Raw genomic sequence first — 16,219 nt, forward strand, 5'->3', positions numbered from 1 at the left:
GAGACGGTCTCTGACGCGCCCACCCCCGAGAACGCGGCATGGAACTCGCAGATCGCATCGGGACTTGATCACTGCCTTTCACAGCTTGACCCTTCAAAGGCCAGCTATGTCAGGCTCGCCTATCTTGAAGGTTGGAGTTACGAAGAATTGGCTCGAGCAAGCGGCACGCCCGTCAACACCATGAAGACCTGGCTGCGGCGGTCGCTCTTGCGTTTGCGCGATTGTCTGGCCGGGTTGGGAATGCGCCATGATTGACGACGACGATTCCATCGCGGCCGCCGAATATGTGCTGGGCGTGACCGACCTTGCCGACCGGTCCGCCTTCGAGATGCGCATGAAGCGCAGCGCCTCCCTGTGGCAGATGGTGGCCGAATGGGAGAGCCGTCTGGCCGGCATGAATGCCGAGTTCCGCGCCATGCCCGCCCCCGACCTGCTGCCAGGCATCGAGGCGCGTCTGTTCGGGGCCCCGGTCCGCAAGTCGTGGCGGGACCATGCGACCGCGTTGGTCCGGGCGATGGCACGGCCTCAGGTCGCGGTGCCGGTCGGGATCGTCGTCCTGATCAAGGCCGTGCTGATCTGGCTTCTGTTCCTGCGCTGAGCAGGAGCGGAACGAGGCGGCGAAAATAATTCAAATTCTCTGAAACCTGTCCGGATCGCCTTCGTAGTCACCGAGGCATGGCGCCTGTGCGCCGTCGTTTACGCGTGTCTTCAGGAGTTGCCACATGCCGGTCATCAACAACAATGTTACCGTCCAGAACTACAGCGGCTCTCTCGCTTCGCTGTCGCTTCTCTCGCCGAACAGCGCCAACCTTCTGCTGAATCGCTTCGGTGCAGCGACGAACACTACCGTCACCGACAACAACAGCCAACTCGTCGTGGGTGAAAGCGTCACCCTGGGCGATGGCCGCACCGCAACGGTTCTGGGCTCCGGAACCGTGCAGCCTGGCATTCGGGTCGCCGGCGTGATCGTCCCACTGGGCAGCAGCGTGCCGGTCGTGGTCCTGCGATCCGGCAGTCAGATCATTTTCATGTATCCCGAGGGCGCGCCGAACATCCTTGGCGCCGTCGCGCTGATCACGTCCGTGCAGGAGGTTCCCTATACCTTCCCCGGCGGCCCCATCTGCTTTGCGGCTGATACGCTGATCGAGACCAAACTAGGGCTTGTTGCTGCGGCCAGCCTGCAGCCCGGCATGTCAGTGATGACCCGCGACAACGGCTTCCAGGAAATCGTCTGGGTCGGCAGCCGCCATCTGTCGGGCGATCTGCTGCGCGCGGGCGACAAGATGCGCCCGATCCTCATCCGCCAGGGCGCGCTTGGGCCGGACATGCCGGCGCGCGACATGATCGTCTCGCCGCAGCACCGCGTGCTGGTGAATTCGCGCATCATTCTGCGTCTCTTCGACGTGTCCGAGGCGCTGGTCGCCGCCAAGCATCTGGTCGGTCTGCCCGGGATCGAGGAGGCGCCGTGGGAGGCAGGCGTCACCTACACCCACTTCATGTGCGAAAAGCACGAGGTCGTTCTGTCGGAAGGCACCTTCACTGAAAGCCTCTATACCGGCCCCGAGGCGCTTAAGGCCGTCGGCTCGGAAGGCCGGGCCGAGATCCTGCGGATCTTCCCGTCGCTGGCTCTGGACATCACGGACCGGACGGCCCCCGCCGCCGCCCGCAAGCTGCTGACGGGCCGCGAAGGCCGCGGGATCGTCCACCGTCACGTCAAGAACCGCGTGACGCTTCAACAGAGCGCCTGAGCGCCTACACGAACCGACATTGGCGATGGGGCGGCTTGCCGCCCCGTTTCCGACAGCGCTGCCGAAACAGGCCCAACCCGTCCGCAAGGAGGAAACCCCGTGCTCTGCACCTGCTGTGGCGAAGAAGCCGATCTTCAGACGACAACCTGCGCCGGCTGCGGTGCGCGCTTCCGGCGCAGTACCTTGGGCATCGTGGCCGGCATCGCCTTGCTGGCCGCGGCGCTGCGCGACGGTCAGCCGCTCTGGCTGAGCCTGATGCTGGCCCTGATCGCCGTGGCGCTGCTGAGTCAGGCCGTGCCCCGGCGCTGGTATCCCTATACGAGGTCCGGCCCCTTGCCGGATCCCAGCCTCGTGGCCGTGAGGGTCAGTCCGTCGCGTCGCCATCCGCCGCGCTGAACCACCCCGCTTCACGAATATTTGAGTTCATGGCGCGGGCTGTCGTGAAGTGAAGCACCCTCCCGGCTCGTAATCCCACAGGGACAGAAGGGCGATGACACGCCGATTTCTCTCCTGAAAACAGAACCCTACCTGCACTCTAGCTGGAGACATTCATGAGCCTGACCAAGACTTTCGCTTCCTCGGCAGCCCTGGCGCTTTCGACGATGGCCGCACATGCCGGGGGCTTCATCCCCGCCGCGGTCGACGCCCCCGTGACCGTCGCGTCCGCTGCGGGCGGCATGTCCATGGGCGACTGGACTGGCGCCTATGGCGGCCTGTCCTTTGGCGGCTCGGACATCACCGCCACTGTCAAGCCCGCCGGGGATCTGGAACTGCCGGGCGACGGGGAATCGGTCGGTCTCTTCGCCGGCTACAACTACCAGATGGGCAACATCGTCGTCGGCGCCGAGTTCGACTTTGACGCCACCGACTATGTCGTCGGCCGCGAGATCCTCGGCCGCTCGGATGCGGTGCGGGTGAACACGACGGCCCGTCTGAAGGCCCGGATCGGCACCCCCATCGGGAACGGTCTGGCCTATGGCGTCGCCGGCGTGGTCGGCGCTTCGACCAATTCGGTGGTCGCGGCCCTCGGCAATTTCGCGGTCGAGGATGGCGTGGGCTATCTGGTCGGCGCGGGCTACGACCACCGGGTGTCGGACAACCTGCTGGTCGGCGGCGAGGTGCTTTACCACGAATTCGACGACGACATCCTGAATGTCGAGGTCACGACCTTCCGCCTGCGCGTCGGTTACCGGTTCTGACCGTCTGACATCCCGGCGCGGCACAACCCGCGCCGGGACATCCTTGTTCATCTTCAGCTCTCGTTGCCAACGCGTGCGAACCACGGCGTCAGCGCAATCTCAAGCGCAATACCGCGTGCAGAGGTGCGGATCGGGGTGAAGCGGCGCAATTCGCCCTCGGCCAGTTCCGCGATAAGCGCGTCGTGATCCGATTGCATCGCCGCCAGCACCCAGTCACGGATCGCGCTATTCACTGCCACCGCGAAGGCTTTGCGCTGTGGCCTGCCGCTCAGGCCGTAATGCTGGTCGTCCGACAGAAAGACCGAGGACCGAGATCCGGCGCCCAGATGGAAGAACGCGTCGTCATAAAGCCCGCCGATGATCGGATGCGGGTTCCAGCGGTTCGTCCGCTCCAGCCGCAGAAAGTCCCGCCCCTCGCGCGCAAGCTGTTCCAGGATGCCGCTGCCCGTCTCGCCGGGGCGTCGGCTGGGCGAGGCCTCGTCCCGGCTGGCGAAGGACGAGATCCCCTCGCGCCAGAAGCCGCGCGGCATCATCAGGAAGGCGGCAAAGGGGAAGTTGTCGGTCAGTTCGGTCCTGACGATTGCGGCAATCGGCGTTTGCGGCGATAGCATCGCGCCGTAGGTCCGGTCCCATCCCGCGCTGACCGGCCAGGAATCCATGTCGAAGGTCGCAACATGATCGCAGCCGTCGCGGAAGGCATGCGTCACGAGATTGTCAAGAAAGAAGCTGTGCTCGTGCGCGATCCGCATGCCCTTGGTGGCGGGCGCGGGAATCGGCAGGAAGGTCACGTCCAGCCCTTTCAGGACCGCCAGATGGGCGTCTGTGGCGCGGGGGGCGTAGCCGTAGATGCGATAGGGGCCGGTCGTCGTGCGCCTAATCTGATCCACGACTGATCGGGCCAGGAATTCGCCCCATTCGTCCGCTAGCAGAAAGACGATGCAGATGCCCAGCATCAGCCATCCCTCAGCGCGACAAGCTGTGAGGCAAGCCCGCGCATCTGGATCGTGCAGACATTCGAGGTGCGAAGCAGCAGCTTCAGCTCTGCCAGGTTCAGCCAATGAAAGCTTGGACCCGAGGGCAGATCCGCATCGGGCGCTGTGAAGATCTCGTAACGGCTGACATCGCGGAAAAAGCGCCCGCCCTCGTCGGATTCGACGGTCCCGATCAGCGTCCGGCCCTGCGGCACGGCCCCCCGCCGGGCGCCCGGATAATGCAGGAAGGTCGGCGCCACGCCCGAGCCAGAGGCAAGGCCCGCCTCGTGCGCGACCTGGACCAGAACCTCGACGCCCTCGTCATTATGACGCAGGGCGAGGCCGCAATACCCCTCGCCGTGGCTGTTCACCAGCGGCTGGCTCCAGCTGCCGACCTCGCGCAGGGCGGCCTGCACCTTGTAGAACTCGACCGAGAAACCCTGCGTGGGCTCGACCTCGTGCAGGCCGGTCCCGTCCAGCCGCCAATTCGCCAGACGGTCCAGCGCGACGGTGTCATAGGCCGCCGTTGCGGTGCCAAGATCGGCGTGAAGCCGTCCCAGCCGGTCGGGGCGGACCGGTCGCGACAGGCTGCGCATGACCGAGGGCGAGGCCGGTTCCAGTCCCGCCCGCCCGGGCTGCGCGGACCAGTCGGACAGGGACAGCAGCCCCCGCAGGTCGTTGTTGAGAAAGAAGTTGCACGCGATGGCGTCCCGGATCGCGTCGGCCGAGGCCCAGACAAAACCCGGCTTGGCCTGCAACGGGCCGTGATATTCCGCGAGGATCAGCCGCTTGCTTTTCATCAGGTAACGCTGGCCCAGATCCGATTGCGTCGTGTCGCCGGTGATCGTGACGCGCGGGTCATAGGTTATGAACTCATCCGCATAGGGCGAACCGGCCCCGCCATGCATCCGCATGAAATTGGCAGGGGTGGACTGGATCGTCGGGCCGAACTGCACCTCGTCCACGCAGCCCGGCTCGGCGCGAGCCTGGATCAGGAAATGGCGCTGCCCTTCGTGGACGCTGTGCAGAAGGCCCGTGATCGCGGCCTGCGGTTGATAAAGCAGCACCTGCTCGGCGCGCGGCTCGGTCCGCGACCGGACGCCCACCACGGCAAAGAATCCCCGCGACGCGTGTTGCAGCGCGCCGTCATGCAGTCCCCAATCGGACGCGCTGTCCATGCCGACTCTCTCGACCTTGAAGTTCTTGCGTGCGAGGTCGCGTAGCGCCTCGAGGTCGGCAAGGGTGTTTGCGATCATGGGGGATGGTCTCCTGGCGGCGCGGCGCTGCTGCCGCGCGAAAACAGTGACAGGCGAAACTGGCGCCCCCGGCAGGACTCGAACCTGCAGCCGTCGGTTTAGAAGACCGGTGCTCTATCCAATTGAGCTACGGAGGCTTCGCCGAATGCATCTCTAGCGCCGGGGCGGCGGAAGTCCAAGCCCCATGGCGTGCCGGCAGCGCTTCAGCCGGGAAGGGCGCGGCATTCCGAGAGCAGCGTCACCTGAGCCGCTTCGGGGCCGTGGGACACGGTCGCCTCGTCGCCCTTGCCCCAGAGCTCGTATCCGGCTGCGTCCTCGCGATAACGCGCGCCGGATGCCGAGGGGGCGATCTGCAGGACGCGCAGGCCGCCCTCGATCCAGGCGACGGCCTGCGCACTGCCGTCGGGACCGTTCACATAGACGACCGGCAGCGTGACGCCTCGCTCGCATTCATAGGTGACGGGAAGCAATTCGGGGGCATTGGCCAGGGCGGCGGCGGGCAGCAGCAGAAGCAGCGCGGAAAGGGCAAGGCGCATCCGGGATCAATCCAGCGACAGGGTCATGAAGGTCGAATTCGGGTCGGGCCGGTAATCGCCGAAGGGCGGGCATTCGGCAAAGCCCTCGCTGGCGTAAAGCCTGCGGGCGGCGGCAAAGCTGGGCTGGGCGCCGGTTTCCAGAGACAGGCGAACAAAGCCCCTCTGGCGGGCGATGGCGATCATGTGGCGCAGCAGCAGGCGCGACAGGCCGCGTCCGCGCGTCTCGGACAGGACATGCATCGACTTGATCTCGGCCAGACCGCCGCCCAGATCCTTCAGCGCGCCCATCGCCAGGGGCCGATCCGCTTCGCGCAGGACGAAGAACGCGATCTCGGGCGAGACCAGCGCCTCGCGCGGCATCATGTGGATCGATTCGGGCGGGGTATCGGCATGCATCGCCTGATGGTGGCGCTGGAACAGCAGGTCCAGCGCGGCATCCGTAGGCGGTTCGGGTCGGATCGTCAGGCCCTGCGGCATGGGCATATCGGAAAGGGGCTGGGCCGGTTCGGGCTGGGTCATGGCATGCCTGTCGGTTGCTGACGGCGCCAGCCTAGCCCCTTCGCGCGACAGGGGCCAGCCTGTCGAAAGCCGCCGGGAAAGCGCGGGCCAGCCCCTTGCGGCCCCCCGCCCCCCATGGCTACCTTGAGGCCATACCGCAACAGCAGGGACATTCATGCGTATCGGCATCCTCCAATGCGGCCAGTCGCCCGCGCCGCTCAAGGACAGGCTCGGCGACTATCCCGACATGTTCGTCCAGCTTCTGGCCGGGCGGGGTTTCGACTTCACCACCTGGCATGTCGAGGCGATGGAGTTTCCGGCCGGCATCCATGACGCGGACGGCTGGCTGCTGACGGGGTCGCGCCACGGCGCCTACGAGGATCATGCCTTCATTCCGCCGCTGGAGGATTTCATCCGCCGCGCCTATGGGGCGGGGGTGCCGCTGGTCGGCATCTGCTTCGGCCACCAGATCATCGCGCAGGCGCTTGGCGGGCGCGTGGTGAAATATCCGGGCGGCTGGGCGGTCGGAACGCAGGATTACGATTTCGACGGCGAAACCATCACGCTGAATGCCTGGCATCAGGATCAGGTCGTCGATCTGCCGCCGGGCGCGCGCGTGATCGCCCGCAACGCGCATTGCGAGGCGGCGGCGCTGGCCTATGACGACCGCGCCTTTACCGTGCAGGCCCATCCCGAATTCTCGGATGCCTTCATCCGCGGGTTGATGGAGACCCGCGCCAAGGGCGTCGTGCCCGACGATCTGCTGGACGGGGCTGACCGCCGCATGGGCACGCCCAAGGATTCGACGCTGCTGGCCGACCGGATCGAGGCGTTCTTCAAGGCGCCCCGTGCCCTGCAGGAGGGCGCGGCATGAGCGACTGGACCCAGAACGCCCCGCAGGCCGTGCGCGACTTCATGGCGGGCCGGCGGCTGGACGAGGTGGAATGCATCGTCGCCGACATTGCGGGCGTGGCGCGGGGCAAGGCGATGCCGGCCTCGAAATTCGCGCGGCAGGAACGGTTCTACCTGCCCAACTCGATCTTTCTGCAGACGATCACCGGGGGCTGGGCCGACAACCCGTCGGGCGCCTTCACCGAACCCGACATGATCCTGACGCCCGATTACTCGACCGCCACGGCCGCGCCTTGGACGGCGGACTGGACGGTGCAGGTCATCCATGACGTGATGGACCAGCAGGGCAATCCGGTGCCCATCGCGCCGCGCAACGTGCTCAAGCGCGTCGTGCGGCTGTATGAAGAGCGCGGCTGGAAGCCCGTCGTCGCCCCCGAGATGGAATTCTTCCTGGTCGCACGCAACATCGACCCGAACCAGCCGATCATCCCGCCGATGGGACGCACGGGCCGGCGGGCGGCGGCGCGGCAGGCCTATTCCATGTCCGCGGTGGACGAATACGGCAAGGTCATCGACGACATCTATGATTTCGCCGAGGCGCAGGGATTCGAGATCGACGGCATCCTGCAGGAAGGCGGCGCCGGTCAGGTCGAGATCAACCTGAACCACGGCGACCCGGTCGCGCTGGCCGACGAGATCTTCTATTTCAAGCGCCTCATCCGCGAGGCGGCCTTACGCCACGACTGCTTTGCCACCTTCATGGCCAAGCCGATCGAGGACGAGCCGGGCAGCGCCATGCATATCCACCATTCGGTCGTGGACATGGCGACCGGGCGTAACCTGTTCTCGGACGAGCAGGGGCGCGAGACGCCGGCCTTCCTGCATTTCATCGCCGGGATGCAGCGCCACCTGCCCGCCGTGATCGCGCTGCTGGCGCCCTATGTGAACAGCTATCGCCGCTATGTCCCGGACTTCGCCGCGCCGATCAATCTGGAATGGGGCCGCGACAACCGCACCACGGGCCTGCGCGTGCCGATCTCGGGGCCCGAGGCGCGGCGTCTGGAAAACAGGCTGGCGGGGATGGATTGCAACCCCTATCTGGGCATCGCCGCCAGCCTGGCCTGCGGCTATCTGGGCCTGATCGAGGCCGAGAATCCGCGCGCCGAATGCCTTGGCGACGCCTATATGTCCGAGGACGAGCTACCCTATAATCTTGGCGATGCGCTGGATCTTCTGTCGGAAAGCGAACGCGTGCGCGAGGTTCTGGGCGGCGATTTCTGCGCCGTTTACGAGGCGGTCAAACGGCTGGAATACAAGGAGTTCCTGCAGGTCATCAGCCCGTGGGAACGCGAACACCTGCTGCTGAACGTATGAACCTGCTGCATCTGAACGACCGGCCCGGCGTCTATCCTCCCAGCCTCTATGCCGCCGAGGCCGGGGCACCCGACGCGCGCCCCGCGTTGATGGGCGAGGCGCGGGCCGATGTCGCGGTGATCGGGGCGGGCTATACCGGGCTGTCGGCGGCGCTGCATCTGGCGCGTCGCGGCTACCGGGTGGTCGTTCTCGAGGCGCAGCGCGTGGGCTTCGGGGCATCGGGCCGCAATGGCGGGCAGATCGGCAGCGGCCAGCGGCAGGACGTGGACTGGCTGGAAGCGCGGTTTGGTCCGCAGATGGCGCGCCGCCTTTGGGATCTGGCCGAGGAGGCCAAGGCCCTGACCCGCCAGATCGCGGCCGAGGCTGGCGTTCCGGTCCGCGACGGCATCGCCCATGCCTGCCGTAGCCAGGCCGAGATCGATCATGCCCGCCAGATGGCCGACCATCTGGCCGCCCGCTACGATTATCCCCATGTCGAGATGCTGGACCGCGACGCGCTGGCCCATGCGCTTGGCAGCGGGGCCTATGAGGGCGGCGATTTGGACCGGGGCGCGGGACATGTGCAGCCCCTGTCGCTGGTGCTGGGCCTGGCCCGTCTGGCCGAGGCGGCGGGCGCGGTCATCCATGAACGCTCCGAGGTCACGCGGATCGACCATGCCACCCGCGCGGGCGAGGCCAGCCGGATCGCCACCGCCCAAGGCACGCTGCGCGCCGATCATGTGATCCTGGCCTGCAACGGCTATCTGGGCGGCCTTGATCGTGGCATCGCGGCCCGCGTCATGCCGATCAACAACTACATCGTTGCGACCCGCCCCCTTGGCGATGACTTCCCCGAGATCCTGCCCGGGCGGATCGCCGTGGCAGACACGAAATTCGTCGTGAACTACTGGCGGCTGGACGATCAGCGGCGGCTTGTCTTTGGCGGTGGCGAGACCGTGACCTATCGTTTTCCCCGCGACATCGCGGCCGTCGTGCGCCCGCATCTGCTGGCGGTCTATCCGCAACTTGACGGGGTCGAGCTGACCCATGCCTGGGGCGGCACGCTGGCCATCACCATGAACCGGATGCCCTGCTTCGTCCGGCCCGCGCCGAACTGCCTGTCAGCCAGCGGCTTTTCCGGCCACGGCGTCGCGCTGGCCCATCTGGCCGGACGCCTGATGGCCGAGGCCGTGGCGGGCCAGGCCGAACGGTTCGACTTGATGGCCTCGGTGCCGGGGCGGCCCTTTCCGGGCGGTGCGATGCTGCGCCAGCCGCTGCTGGTGGCGGGCATGGCGTGGTATGGGCTGCGCGACCGGCTGGGATTCTAGCTGCGGGGCAGGCCCATCCGGTCCAGCACCTGATGGCGGATCTGGCCGTTCTCGCGGTCAGTCACGCCCAGAAGCCCCGCGACCAGACGGATCAGGCTCTCCTCGTCCGGTCCGCGCGTGTCGTCGGCATAGGCGACCTCCCACATGGCGGCCAGAACGCCTGCGCGATCCTCCAGCGCGATGCGGTCCTTGATCTGGCGGGTAAAGCGGACGGTGTCGGCGGCCTCGGCCTCGATCTCTTCGGCCTGAAGGCGGCGGGCGGCGGCCTCATCGGGGGTCAGGCCGCGCCGGCAGGCCAGCACCCGGTCGATGTGCCGGCGCTCGGCCTCGTCGTAATGATCGTCGGCACGGGCGACGCGCACCAGCAGGGCGGCGATGGCCAGTTCCGCATCCTCGCCCTGAAGGGGCGAGGCGGGAGGCGTGTCGCCCATCAGGCGGTTGAGGAGATCCCTGAACATCGCGCTAGCTGCCCCCGTTCCCACCCGCGCCGTAGCCCTCGACGATGATCAAATCCGCAGCCGAGACCGGATCGCGCAGCGCCTTGGCGGCCTGATAGGCCGGGCTGTGATAGCAGGCGTGGGCGGCCTCGATGCTGGGAAACTCGATCACCACGCTGCGGGGGCGGGCCTCGCCCTCGACCACGTCCTGCGGTCCGCCGCGCACCAGAAAACGCGCGCCGTATTCGGCGAAGGGTGCCGCATTGGCCGCGCGATAGGCGTCATAGGCGGCGGGGTCGTCGATCGTCACATGCGCGATCCAGTAGCCCTTGGGCATGGTTCCTCCTGGTCGGGCGGGCCGGACATGGCCCGCTTATCCGACAACAGTGACGCCCCCCGCCGCGTTCCGCAACCTTGGGAAAAGCCCTCAATAGCGCTGCGGCACATACAATTCGCGTGGCAGAACCTCGCGTTCGTAATCGGGGTTGAACACCCGCTCGGGCAGCGAGATCGGGTCGTGCGGCACGTCCTCGTAGGGGATCTGATCCAACAGGTGGCTCATGCAGTTCAGCCGCGCGCGCTTCTTATCGTTGCCCGGCACGATGTACCACGGCGCCTCGGGGATGTTCGTGCGCTCGAACATCTCTTCCTTGGCCTTGGTATAGGCCTCCCACCGGACGCGGGATTGCAGGTCCATGGGCGACAGCTTCCACTGTTTCAGCGGGTCGTGGATGCGCATCAGAAAGCGCATCTGCTGTTCCTCGTCGGTGACCGAGAACCAGTATTTGACCAGCCTGATGCCCGACCGCACCAGCATGCGTTCGAATTCCGGCACGTCCTGAAAGAACTGCTCGACCTGATCCTCGGTCGCGAAGCCCATCACGCGTTCGACCCCCGCGCGGTTGTACCAGCTGCGGTCGAACAGCACGATCTCGCCCCCTGCCGGCAGGTGGGGGACGTAGCGCTGGAAATACCATTGCGTCTTTTCGCGGTCCGACGGCGCGGGCAGGGCGACGACACGCGCCACGCGGGGGTTCAGGCGCTGCGTGATGCGCTTGATCGCGCCGCCCTTTCCGGCGCTGTCGCGGCCCTCGAAGATGACGACGACCTTCTCCTTGTGGTGGCTGACCCAGTCCTGCAGCCGGATCAGTTCGGATTGCAGGCGCAGAAGCTCGGTGAAATAGAGCTTGCGGTCCATCTGGTCGGGGTGATGGCTGCGATAGATGCGCCGGATCTCCTCCGAGAGGACGGCATCTTCAAGCTCGATCTCGACATCCTCGTCCAGCGTTTCCTGAAGCTCGGCGGCCAGCCAGTCCTTGGCGCTGTCGTCCATCCTCGTCTCCTGCGAAGGGGTTTGCGGCTTGGTAAGGCGCGATGGTAACGGTTTTGCGTCAGCCCCCGTGCCCCGAGAAAAGCCGCGCGCATTCCGGCGTCATGGCCAGCACCATGCCCCCGCCGCGCGGGCTGTCCACCGTGCCGCACCATTGCCCCGAGGTGGAGAACAGGCTTTTCGTCCCCCGCGCCGGGCGATAGGCGACGCGCCGCCCGTTCACGTCGAAGAGGTTCAGCACGCCCCCCGCATTCGGCGCGTAATAGCCCAGAACGTCGCCATGCGCGGTAAAGATCAGCCGGTTCTCGTTCGCGGGATTGGAGGGCCGGTTCTGCCAGACCGACCCGCCATTCGCCGTGTTCGCGCCCGAATTCCACGAGGCATGGGGCGCGTTGCCGGGCCGGGTCGGGCTGTTGGCCGGATGGCCCGGCCCCAGTTCAAAGGGCAATTGCCCCCGGTCGAGGATGATCAGCGCCGCATCGGCCGCAGCCTTCTGCGGCGACAGCGTCAGGGCAAGAGCGGCAAGGATGAACAAGAGCGGCGCGGTCATGGCGCCATCCTGCCTGCTGGCGCGGACTTTGTCAGCCGCGCAATGCATCCGCCACGCGGTCGCGTTCCTCGCGCGTGCCGGGAATGCCCAGACGCAACCAGCGATCCGACCAGGGGAAACGCCGCGACCAGATCCGGGCGCGGGCAAGCCTGTCCTGCGCGGCCCTTGCGTCGGGCGTGGCATACAGCCGGAAGAGATGCGTGCCGCCGACGCAATCCCAATCCGCGCGGGCGGCCTGAATGTCCAGCCACAGCCCGGCCTCGCTGTGATAGACGATGGTTTCGTCCGCAAAGGCACGGTCGGCCATCGCCATGGCCCCGATCTCAAGCGCGGGGCCGCTGACGGACCAGGGGCCCGCGATCTCGCGCAGGGCGGCCAGCGTGTCGGGACGGGCCAGTGCAAACCCGAGGCGCAGCCCCGCCAGACCCCAGAACTTGCCGAAGCTGCGCAGGATCACCGTGTTGTCGGGGATGGCGCGGGCCAGCGACAGGTCCGGACGCGGATCGGCGAAGCTTTCGTCCACGACCAGACGTCCGACCTTGGCGGCCAGCCGGGCCAGAGCCTCGGGCGGCCATTCGCGGCCGTCGGGGTTGTTGGGGTTCACCACGACGGCCAGATCGGCGCCCTCCATCCGCTGCGGATCGGCCAGCCGCGTGACCTCCCATCCCGCCGCCGTCAGACTGGCGCCGTGTTCGTTGTAGCTGGGCCACAGAACCGCCGCCCGGCCGGGCCGGTCAAGTCGGGGCAGGGCCTGGATGGCCGCCGTCGCCCCCGCCATCGGCAGGACGTGATCAGGGGGGCAGCCGAACCACGACGCGGCCTCTCGAATCAGGCGCGATTCGGCCCGGACCTCCGGCAGCGCGGTCCAGCTTTGGGCGGACAGGGGCGGCACCGGCCAGGGGTTGCGGTTGATTCCTGTGGACAAGTCGATCCAGTCATCGCCGCCGAACCGCGCCCGCGCTTCGTCCAGATCGCCCCCATGATCCCGCTTCATCCCTGCGATCCTGCCCTTGGCCCGGTTTATGCACAGCCCCTGCTGCTAGGACGCAATCTGTCCACAGGCAATGCGTTAACGAAATTTTACTTTACACCTCCCGGAAAGCCGCACACGATATCTGGTAAGAACATTCCGGCGACCCTGCCTTATCTAGCGGCGTCGCCATAGGGCTAGCGGCAGCAGAACCGCATCCGGCGAAGGACGAGGCAGGCATGGCACAGACCGACCACTACATCGCCAGCGACGAAATCCACCCCATCGACATTGTCGAGGCCGTCGCCACTCATCACGACTGGGATTTCGACCGCGTCGCCGACGACCAGATCGCCATGGTGGTCGAGGGGCAGTGGCGGAGCTATTCCCTGACGCTGGCATGGTCGCCGCCGGAAGAGGTGCTGCGCCTGATCTGCACCTTCGACATGGACCCGCCCTCGGACCGGATGGCCGCGCTGTATGAGACGCTGAACCTGGCCAATGACCAGGTCTGGGATGGCGGCTTCACCTTCTGGGTGCAGCAGCGGCTGATGGTCTGGCGCTACGGGCTGGTTCTGGCGGGCGACGCCATCGCCTCGGCCGAGCAGATCGACCAGATGATCGGCAATGCGCTGACCGCCTGCGAGCGGTTCTACCCCTCGTTCCAGCTGGTCGCCTGGGGCAACAGCAGCCCCGCCGCCGCGCTGGACATCGCTTTGGGCGAGACCTACGGTCGCGCCTGACGGGGGCCTTGCCCCCAAGCTGATGCGGGGGAAAGATGAGCGATTTCGACGACATCAACCGGCGCGGGCTGGTTCTGGTCGGCTGCGGCCGGATGGGCGGCGCGATGCTGAAGGGCTGGCTGGCGCGCGGGCTGAACCCCGGCGCGGTCACGGTGATCGACCCGAGGCTCGCGCCCGAATGGCAGGACAAGGGCCTGCGGGTGAATGCCGACCTGCCCGACAGCCCGGCGGTGCTGGTCCTGGCCGTCAAGCCGCAGATGATGGCCGACGCCTTGGGCCAGATGCCACGCCTGACCGATACTCTGGTCGTCTCGGTCGCCGCCGGCACCACGATCGCGGCTTTCGAGGCGGCCTTTCCCGGCGCGCCCATCGTGCGCGTGATGCCCAACACGCCCGCGGCGATCGGGCAGGGGATCTCGGCCATGATCGGCAATGCACGCGCGGGTGACAGCGATTTGGCGCTGGCCGAATTGCTGATGTCCGCCGTGGGCCGCGTCGTCCGGCTGGAATCCGAGGACCAGATGGACGCCGTCACCGCCCTGTCGGGCAGCGGCCCGGCCTATGTGTTCCACATGATCGAGGCGATGGCCGCCGCGGGCGAGGCGCAGGGACTTGCCCCCGCGCTGGCGCTGGATCTGGCGCGGGCAACCGTCGCCGGGGCGGGCGCGCTGGCCGTGCATGAGGACGAAGACCCTGCGCGGCTGCGCGAGAACGTCACCTCGCCCGGCGGCACCACGGCGGCGGGGCTGCGCGAGTTGATGGACGCCGAACGCGGCCTGCCGCCCCTGATGGTGCGCACCATCGCCGCCGCGACCGAACGCGGCCGCCAACTGGGCCGGGGCGCGGCATGACGATCAGCTTCGACGATTTCCTCAAGGTCGATATCCGCGTCGCCACGATCACCCGCGCCGAACCCTTCCCCGAGGCGCGCAAGCCTGCCATCAAGCTGTGGCTGGATCTGGGCGAACTGGGCGAGCGGAAATCCTCGGCCCAGATCACGCGGCATTACGCACCCGAGACGCTGATCGGCAAGCAGGTCCTGTGCGTGGTTAACTTTCCGCCGCGCCAGATCGGGCCCGTCCGCTCCGAGGTGCTGGTGCTGGGCGTGCCCGACCCCGAAGGCGAGGTCGTGCTGATCCGCCCTGATCTGGACGTGCCGAATGGCGGGAGGCTCTATTGAAGCTGCTGGTGACGCGCCCAATGACCGAACGCGCGACGGCGGCGATCAATGCGCGCTTCGATGCGACCTTTCGCGGCAATGATCCGCTGACCGAAGCCGGGGCCGCGCAGGCGATGCGCGATTACGACGCGATCATCCCGACGCTTGGCGATGCCTTCACGGCGGCCGCCTTCGATGGGCCGCTGCGCTGCCGGATTCTGGCCAATTTCGGCGCGGGCTACAATCATATCGACATCGCGGCGGCCGATGCGGCGGGTGTGACCGTCACCAACACGCCCGATGTCGTGACCGACGCCACCGCCGATCTGGCGATGACGCTGATCCTGATGACGCTGCGCCGCGCTTCCGAGGGCGAACGTATCCTGCGCGCCGGGGCGTGGCAGGGCTGGAACCCGACGCAGCTTCTCGGCCGCGATGTGACAGGGCGGCGCGTCGGGATCATCGGCATGGGCCGGATCGGCAAGGCCATCGCCCGGCGCTGCCATCTGGGTTTCGGGATGGAGGTGATGTTCTTCAACCGCTCGGCCGTCTCGGCGCTGGACATTCCCGCGCAGCGCATCCGCGAACTGCACGAATTGCTGCGCGCCAGCGACGTGGCGGTGATCGCCGTGCCGGGCGGGGCGGGGACGCGAGGCATGATCGGGGCGGCGGAACTGGCCGCGCTTGGTCCGCACTCGGTCCTGATCAACATCGCGCGGGGCGATGTGGTGGACGAGCCCGCACTGATCGCCGCGCTGGAAACGGGCACGATCGCGGGGGCGGGCCTCGACGTCTATGCCGCCGAGCCGCATGTGCCGCCCGCACTGATCGCCGCGCCAAACGCCACGCTGCTGCCGCATCTGGGCACCGCCACGGACGAGGTCAGGACCGACATGGCCCTGCGCGCGCTGGAAAACCTGATCGCCCATGCCGAGGGCCGCCCGCTGCGCGACCCGGTTCTGCCGCCGCGCTAGGGGAACCGGCGCGGCCTGCTTGTCGTTGTTCCCGCATACCACGCAGAAACTGCAGGAGACCGACATGAACTGGGATATCATCCAAGGCAAATGGAAGCAGCTCAAGGGCTCGGCCAAGGAAAAATGGGGCGAGCTGACCGATGACGAACTGGATGTCATCGACGGCAACAAGGACAAGCTGGCCGGCAAGCTGCAGGAAAAGTACGGCTGGACGAAGAACGAGGCCGAAAAGCACATCGACGACCATTTCCGCGACCGCTGATCGCCGGACATGAACGGAAAGGGCGCCCATCGGGCGCCCTTTTTTTCGTGTCA

At 67.1% G+C, this 16,219-nt stretch carries 22 protein-coding genes and 1 tRNA gene; 13 read left to right on the plus strand and 10 right to left on the minus strand.

Annotation, left to right across the window (positions count from 1 at the left end):
• The 5 genes from QAR72_RS14300 to QAR72_RS14320 all read left to right on the plus strand — a co-directional run.
• On the plus strand, nucleotides 1–255 hold a 255-nt coding region (locus tag QAR72_RS14300; RefSeq protein WP_304618057.1), incomplete at its 5' end, for a sigma factor-like helix-turn-helix DNA-binding protein.
• Entirely contained in the window at nucleotides 248–598 is a 351-nt protein-coding gene (locus tag QAR72_RS14305; protein WP_304618058.1) for a hypothetical protein, read from the plus strand. The genes QAR72_RS14300 and QAR72_RS14305, both read left to right, overlap by 8 nt.
• A gap of 124 nt (nucleotides 599–722) precedes the next feature.
• The gene (locus tag QAR72_RS14310) at nucleotides 723–1,748 is read left to right on the plus strand and encodes a Hint domain-containing protein (protein WP_304618059.1); all 1,026 of its coding nucleotides are present in this window, start codon (nucleotides 723–725) and stop codon (nucleotides 1,746–1,748) included.
• Nucleotides 1,749–1,847: 99 nt separating this feature from the next.
• A complete protein-coding gene (locus QAR72_RS14315) occupies nucleotides 1,848–2,144 on the plus strand; it encodes a hypothetical protein (protein WP_304618060.1) in 297 nt (98 codons plus the stop codon).
• 155 nt (nucleotides 2,145–2,299) lie between these two features.
• Nucleotides 2,300–2,947: an outer membrane protein gene (locus QAR72_RS14320; RefSeq protein ID WP_304618061.1), complete on the plus strand. Its 648-nt coding sequence runs from the start codon at nucleotides 2,300–2,302 to the stop codon at nucleotides 2,945–2,947.
• Between the two features lie 53 nt (nucleotides 2,948–3,000).
• On the opposite strand, the gene QAR72_RS14325 is transcribed toward QAR72_RS14320, so the two are convergent.
• The 5 genes from QAR72_RS14325 to QAR72_RS14345 all read right to left on the minus strand — a co-directional run bounded on the left by QAR72_RS14325 (nucleotide 3,001) and on the right by QAR72_RS14345 (nucleotide 6,229).
• Complete coding sequence (locus QAR72_RS14325) at nucleotides 3,001–3,900, minus strand: hypothetical protein (RefSeq protein WP_304618062.1); 900 nt, start codon at nucleotides 3,898–3,900, stop codon at nucleotides 3,001–3,003.
• Entirely contained in the window at nucleotides 3,900–5,174 is a 1,275-nt protein-coding gene (locus QAR72_RS14330; protein ID WP_304618063.1) for an NDP-hexose 2,3-dehydratase family protein, read from the minus strand. Before QAR72_RS14330 ends, QAR72_RS14325 begins: the two co-directional genes overlap by 1 nt.
• Nucleotides 5,175–5,234: 60 nt before the next feature.
• Nucleotides 5,235–5,311: transfer RNA gene (locus QAR72_RS14335), tRNA-Arg, on the minus strand.
• Between the two features lie 66 nt (nucleotides 5,312–5,377).
• Nucleotides 5,378–5,710, minus strand: a complete 333-nt coding sequence (locus QAR72_RS14340) for an MliC family protein (protein ID WP_304618064.1) — start codon at nucleotides 5,708–5,710, stop codon at nucleotides 5,378–5,380.
• 6 nt (nucleotides 5,711–5,716) lie between these two features.
• A complete protein-coding gene (locus QAR72_RS14345; RefSeq protein WP_331497661.1) occupies nucleotides 5,717–6,229 on the minus strand; it encodes a GNAT family N-acetyltransferase in 513 nt (170 codons plus the stop codon).
• Nucleotides 6,230–6,383: 154 nt separating this feature from the next.
• Between QAR72_RS14345 and QAR72_RS14350 the strand changes: the two genes are divergently transcribed.
• From QAR72_RS14350 to QAR72_RS14360, 3 genes are read left to right on the plus strand one after another with little or no spacing between them, the layout of a single operon-like run.
• The gene (locus QAR72_RS14350; protein ID WP_304618065.1) at nucleotides 6,384–7,082 is read left to right on the plus strand and encodes a type 1 glutamine amidotransferase; all 699 of its coding nucleotides are present in this window, start codon (nucleotides 6,384–6,386) and stop codon (nucleotides 7,080–7,082) included.
• Nucleotides 7,079–8,434, plus strand: a complete 1,356-nt coding sequence (locus QAR72_RS14355; protein WP_304618066.1) for a glutamine synthetase family protein — start codon at nucleotides 7,079–7,081, stop codon at nucleotides 8,432–8,434. Before QAR72_RS14350 ends, QAR72_RS14355 begins: the two co-directional genes overlap by 4 nt.
• Nucleotides 8,431–9,741 (plus strand): NAD(P)/FAD-dependent oxidoreductase, encoded by a 1,311-nt coding sequence (locus QAR72_RS14360; protein WP_304618067.1) that lies wholly within the window; start codon nucleotides 8,431–8,433, stop codon nucleotides 9,739–9,741. Before QAR72_RS14355 ends, QAR72_RS14360 begins: the two co-directional genes overlap by 4 nt.
• Here QAR72_RS14360 and QAR72_RS14365 read toward each other — a convergent pair.
• From QAR72_RS14365 to cobD, 5 genes are all read right to left on the minus strand, one after another.
• Nucleotides 9,738–10,199 (minus strand): tellurite resistance TerB family protein, encoded by a 462-nt coding sequence (locus QAR72_RS14365; RefSeq protein WP_304618068.1) that lies wholly within the window; start codon nucleotides 10,197–10,199, stop codon nucleotides 9,738–9,740. The genes QAR72_RS14360 and QAR72_RS14365 overlap by 4 nt on opposite strands.
• A gap of 4 nt (nucleotides 10,200–10,203) precedes the next feature.
• Nucleotides 10,204–10,515: a DUF1330 domain-containing protein gene (locus QAR72_RS14370; protein WP_304618069.1), complete on the minus strand. Its 312-nt coding sequence runs from the start codon at nucleotides 10,513–10,515 to the stop codon at nucleotides 10,204–10,206.
• Between the two features lie 90 nt (nucleotides 10,516–10,605).
• Nucleotides 10,606–11,511 (minus strand): polyphosphate kinase 2, encoded by a 906-nt coding sequence (ppk2, locus tag QAR72_RS14375; RefSeq protein WP_304618070.1) that lies wholly within the window; start codon nucleotides 11,509–11,511, stop codon nucleotides 10,606–10,608.
• A gap of 58 nt (nucleotides 11,512–11,569) precedes the next feature.
• The gene (locus QAR72_RS14380; RefSeq protein ID WP_304618071.1) at nucleotides 11,570–12,058 is read right to left on the minus strand and encodes a hypothetical protein; all 489 of its coding nucleotides are present in this window, start codon (nucleotides 12,056–12,058) and stop codon (nucleotides 11,570–11,572) included.
• A 31-nt stretch (nucleotides 12,059–12,089) separates the two neighbouring features.
• Complete coding sequence (cobD, locus tag QAR72_RS14385) at nucleotides 12,090–13,052, minus strand: threonine-phosphate decarboxylase CobD (protein WP_304618072.1); 963 nt, start codon at nucleotides 13,050–13,052, stop codon at nucleotides 12,090–12,092.
• Between the two features lie 215 nt (nucleotides 13,053–13,267).
• Here cobD and QAR72_RS14390 point away from each other — a divergent pair, with 215 nt between their 5' ends.
• The 5 genes from QAR72_RS14390 (at nucleotide 13,268) to QAR72_RS14410 (ending at nucleotide 16,166) form a co-directional block, all read left to right on the plus strand.
• The gene (locus QAR72_RS14390; RefSeq protein ID WP_304618073.1) at nucleotides 13,268–13,771 is read left to right on the plus strand and encodes a YbjN domain-containing protein; all 504 of its coding nucleotides are present in this window, start codon (nucleotides 13,268–13,270) and stop codon (nucleotides 13,769–13,771) included.
• A gap of 35 nt (nucleotides 13,772–13,806) precedes the next feature.
• Nucleotides 13,807–14,622 carry a pyrroline-5-carboxylate reductase gene (gene proC / locus QAR72_RS14395; RefSeq protein WP_304618074.1) on the plus strand — a complete coding sequence of 272 codons (816 nt, stop codon included), beginning with the start codon at nucleotides 13,807–13,809 and terminating at the stop codon, nucleotides 14,620–14,622.
• Complete coding sequence (locus tag QAR72_RS14400) at nucleotides 14,619–14,951, plus strand: tRNA-binding protein (RefSeq protein ID WP_304618075.1); 333 nt, start codon at nucleotides 14,619–14,621, stop codon at nucleotides 14,949–14,951. Before proC ends, QAR72_RS14400 begins: the two co-directional genes overlap by 4 nt.
• On the plus strand, nucleotides 14,948–15,904 hold the full coding sequence (locus QAR72_RS14405) for a 2-hydroxyacid dehydrogenase (RefSeq protein WP_304618076.1): 957 nt from the start codon (nucleotides 14,948–14,950) through the stop codon (nucleotides 15,902–15,904). The genes QAR72_RS14400 and QAR72_RS14405 overlap by 4 nt, the downstream gene beginning before the upstream one ends.
• A gap of 64 nt (nucleotides 15,905–15,968) precedes the next feature.
• Nucleotides 15,969–16,166: a CsbD family protein gene (locus tag QAR72_RS14410; RefSeq protein WP_304618077.1), complete on the plus strand. Its 198-nt coding sequence runs from the start codon at nucleotides 15,969–15,971 to the stop codon at nucleotides 16,164–16,166.
• Nucleotides 16,167–16,219 lie beyond the last annotated feature (53 nt).

Source organism: Paracoccus sp. (in: a-proteobacteria), assembly GCF_030604785.1.
Lineage (GTDB): Bacteria > Pseudomonadota > Alphaproteobacteria > Rhodobacterales > Rhodobacteraceae > Paracoccus.